This window comes from Streptomyces phytophilus (assembly GCF_013870535.1).
GTDB lineage: Bacteria > Actinomycetota > Actinomycetes > Streptomycetales > Streptomycetaceae > Streptomyces > Streptomyces phytophilus.
On the sequence record NZ_JACBXC010000472.1, the window covers coordinates 1 to 4,300 of the forward strand.

Annotated in this window: 4 protein-coding genes; all 4 read right to left on the minus strand. The window is 73.3% G+C overall.

Annotation, left to right across the window (positions count from 1 at the left end):
• A partial coding sequence (locus H5J30_RS19465; protein WP_181788692.1) for a tyrosine-protein phosphatase occupies window positions 1–640 on the minus strand: 640 nt, incomplete at its 3' end.
• A gap of 103 nt (window positions 641–743) precedes the next feature.
• On the minus strand, window positions 744–1,571 hold the full coding sequence (locus tag H5J30_RS19470) for an aldo/keto reductase (RefSeq protein WP_309505578.1): 828 nt from the start codon (window positions 1,569–1,571) through the stop codon (window positions 744–746).
• 108 nt (window positions 1,572–1,679) lie between these two features.
• A complete protein-coding gene (locus H5J30_RS19475; RefSeq protein ID WP_181788693.1) occupies window positions 1,680–3,503 on the minus strand; it encodes an AMP-dependent synthetase/ligase in 1,824 nt (607 codons plus the stop codon).
• 337 nt (window positions 3,504–3,840) lie between these two features.
• Window positions 3,841–4,300: NAD-dependent epimerase/dehydratase family protein (locus H5J30_RS19480; protein WP_181788694.1), on the minus strand; the 460-nt coding region annotated here is incomplete at its 5' end.

A 4,300-nucleotide genomic window follows, 5' to 3' on the forward strand; every position in this document is an offset into this window, starting at 1 on the left:
AGGTCGCGTGCGTGTCGGTGATGACCTGCGTCGCCGTACGCCCCGAGCGGGCCTGGATCGCGGCGATCTCCAGCGTCTGGTCCGGGTGGCCGAGGGCGGCCGCGGCCCGCCGGTGGTTGGGCCCGCTGAGCAGGTAGTCGGCGGCGATGTCCGCCGCGCCCACCCCGGCGAGCGCCAGCAGGACGAACGAGGCGAAGCCGGTGCGGTCCCGGCCCGCCGTGCAGTGCACCACGACGCCGCCCGGCGGTGCCGCGGCGACCTCGCGGACGACGGCCGCCGCCACCTTCGGGACGTACTCCAGGTACGCGGCCCAGGTCAGCGGGGTCCCCTCCAGGTGGCCCCACTCCCGCCACCAGCGCACGTTGCCCGCCAGCTCGTCCACGGGCACCCGGACCAGACCGATCGTCTCCGGGCGCGGCAGCCGCGGCCGGTGGTCGATGCCGTTGCGCAGGTCGACCACGGTGCGGATGCCGTGGTCGGCGACGGCGGCCCAGCCCGCCGCGGTCAGCCCGTCCAGGTTGTCGGCGCGCACCAGCGCGCCGCGCCGGGTGCGGTGGCCGCCGGCCGCGGCCAGCCCGCCGAGGTCGCGTACGTTGAAGCAGCCGTCCCAGTCGAGCTCACGTGCGGCCCGTGCAGCCATCGGGCTCCCCCCTCGATGATCGACTTCCGGTCGCCCCCTCAGACGCGGTTGCGGGTGCAACGGTTCCGAGCGGGACGACCGGCGGCCTGCGGGCGGGGGTGCGTCAGTTCACGTCGTCGGGGTTGTCGCCGATGCGGTTGCCCGCCTCCAGGCCCGCGACGGCGGCCATGTCGGCGTCGTCCAATTCGAAGCCGAAGACGTCGATGTTCTCCCGGATCCGCGACGGCGTGACGGACTTGGGGATGACCACGTTGCCCAGTTGCAGATGCCAGCGCAGCGCGACCTGTGCCGGGCTGCGGCCGTGCTTGTCGCCCAGCTCCCGCAGCACGGGGTCGTCCAGCAGTCCCTTGCCCTGGCCCAGCGGCGACCACGCCTCGGTGGCGATGTGGTGCGCGGCGTGGAAGGCGCGCACGTCGGCCTGGGCGAAGTCCGGGTGCAGCTCGACCTGGTTCAGCACGGGCGCGACGGAGCCCTCGTCCAGGACCCGCTGCAGATGGGCCGGCTGGAAGTTGGAGACGCCGATGGCGCGGGCGCGCCCGTCCGCGTAGACCTTCTCCAGGGCCCGCCAGGTCTCCAGGTACTTGTCCTTGGCCGGCGCCGGCCAGTGGATCAGGTACAGGTCGACGTGGTCCAGGCCCAGCCGGCGCAGCGACTCGTCGAAGGCGCGCAGGGCGGCGTCGTAGCCGTGGTCGGAGTTCCACAGCTTGGTGGTGACGAACAGCTCCTCGCGCGGGACGCCGGACTCGGCGAGGGCCTTGCCCGTGCCCTCCTCGTTCCCGTAGATGGCGGCGGTGTCGATGCTCCGGTAACCGGCGTCGAGCGCGGTGCGCACGGCGGTCTCGGCCTCCGCGTCGGGCACCTGCCAGACGCCGAAGCCGAGCTGCGGCATCGCGACGCCGTTGTTGAGGGTGATGGTCGGAACGTTGCTCACGTGGGATGCATCCCTCTTCGTCGAAAAAGTTCGTACAGGCGGTTCGCCTCCCGACGCTAACCGCGATCGCCCGCCACGGCATTCCCTCGAACACCATCCGGACCGGGCCTATGTCTGGTAGAGAGCCTCGACCTCGTTGGCGTACGCCATCTCGATCGCCTTCCGCTTCAGCTTGAGCGACGGCGTCAGCAGCCCGTGCTCCTCGGTGAACTGCACGGCCAGTATCCGGAACGTCCGGATCGACTCCGGCGGCGACACCTGCGTGTTCGCCGCCACCACCGCACGCCGGATCTCGGCCTCCAGCTCCCGGTCCCGGACCAGCTCGGACGGCGTCATCGACGGCCGGCCGCGCATGAGCTGCCAGTGCGCGACGCCGTCCGGGTCCAGAGTGACCAGCGCCGCCACGTACGGCCGGTCGTTGCCGACCGCCAGGCACTGCGAGACCAGCGGATGCGCCCGCACCCGCTCCTCCAGCGGCACCGGCGAGACGCTCTTGCCGTTCGACGTCACCAGCAGCTCCTTCTTCCTGCCGGTGATCGTCAGATAGCCGTCCTCGTCGAGGCTGCCCAGGTCGCCGGTGGCCAGCCAGCCGTCGCGCAGCGCGTGCGCGGCGCCGGGGCGGTCGCCGACGTAGCCGGTGAAGACCTGCGGGCCGTGCAGCCAGACCTCGTCGTCGGGGGCGAGGTAGACGGTGATGCCGGGGATGGGGATGCCGACGGTGCCGTAGCGGGGGCGCTCGGGCGGGTTGGCGACCGCGGCGGCGGTGGTCTCCGTCAGGCCGTAGCCCTCGATGACCGTGATGCCCGCGCCCGCGAAGAACAGCCCGAGCCGGCGCTGCATCGCCGACCCGCCGGAGAACACGAAGCGCGTCCGGCCGCCGAGCGCCGCGCGCATCTTGGCGTAGACCAGCCTGTCGAACACCTGGTGCTCCACCCGCAGCGCCGGTCCCGGCCCGCGGCCCGCGTCGAAGGACGACTCCTCACGCGCCTCGGCGTGCCGGACGGCGACGTCCGCGGCCTTGTCGAAGACGGCGAGCCGGCCCTCGGTCTCGGCCTTGCGGCGGGCGGCGGCGTAGATCTTCTCGAAGATGTGCGGTACGGCCAGGATGAGGCTGGGCCGGAACGCCGTGAGGTCGGCGAGCAGCACGGGCGCCGACGGATCCGGCTGGTGGCCGAGCTTGACCCCGCCGCGGACCGCGGTGACCTGGATCATCCGGCCGAAGACGTGCGCGAGGGGGAGGAAGAGCAGGGTGGCGGCGGGCTCGCCCTGGTGCGGGCGGAAGAGGGCCTCGTAGCGCAGCAGGATGTTGTCGGCCTCGGCCATGAAGTTGGCGTGGGTCAGCTCGCAGCCGCGGGGGCGGCCGGTGGTGCCGGAGGTGTAGATCACGGTGGCGGGGGAGTCCGGGGTGACGGCGAGGCGGTGCCGCTCGACCACGTCGTCGTCGAGGTGCGCGCCGGCGGCCGTCAGCTCGTCGATGGCGCCGTCGTCGATCTGCCAGAGCATCTTGAGCCGGGGCAGCTTGTCGATGACGGAGCCGACGGTCATCGCGTGGTCCGCTTGCTCGACCACGCAGGCCACGGCGCCGGCGTCGTGCAGCATCCAGTACGCCTGGTCGGGCGCGGAGGTCGGGTAGACGGGCACGGCCTGGGCGCCGATCGACCAGAGCGCGAAGTCCAGTTGGGTCCACTCGTACCGCGTCCTGCACATGATCCCCACGCGGTCGCCGAACCGCAGTCCCGCGGCCAGCAGCCCCTTGGCGAGGGCGAGCACCTCGTTGCGGAACGTCCCGATCGTCACGTCCCGCCAGCGGCCGTCGACCTTGCGGGCGAAGGCGATCTGCCCGGGATCCTGCGCGGCCCGCTGGAAGACCGCGTCCGCCAGCCCCCCCGACTTCGGTGCGTCTGCCAGGGGAGGCACGGTGAACTCGCGCAACGGCTTTCTCTCCTCAGACGGTGGGGCGCCCGGCGCGGCGACCGTACCCGAGGAGGCCGCTGATCTGCGGTCCTCCATCACCTCTGCACGGAACCTCTGCGAGGGGCGCACGTCGGCGGGCCGGCTGGAAAGGGTGGCGGGTCCAGCATGGCGCGGCGGGCGGGGGCGCGGGGCGGGGACGGGGAAAGTGCGGGGGCCCGGTCCGTACGCCGCGGGTGGCGACGCCGTACGAACCGGGCCCTGCTGCTCCTGCTCCGCCGCTCCCCTCTCCCCTCTCCCCTCTCCCCTCTCCCCTCTCCGCTCTCCGTTCTTCCCTCTCCGCTTCCCCGCTTCCCCGCTACAGCGCCCCCGCGTCCCGGGCCGACCACAGCGACGGGTACAGCGGCCGGAAGCCCAGCTCCGCGCGGATCCGCGCGTTCGACACCACCCCGTGCCACGGGTCGTCCGCCGCGCGCTCCGCCATCCCCTCCGGGACCTCCGCGCCGACCAGGTGCAGCAGCTCCAGCGCGCTGACCGGCGCGTCGTCGGCGACGTTGTACACCCGCCCGGCGCGGCCGGGAGTGCGCAGCACCCGCCACAGGGCCTGCGCGACGTCCGCCTGGTGCACCAGCTGGATCCGCTGGTGCGCGGCCATGTGCGGGGTCCAGCGCAGCGACGCCTCGATGTGCCCGTCGCCCTCCCCGTAGACGAACGCCAGCCGCGCGACGCGCACGTCGAGGCCCCGCTCGCGATGGAGCGCGAGCAGCCCCTGCTCCGCGGCGGTCTTCGACCGCGGGTACGCGCCGGCCAGCGGGCCG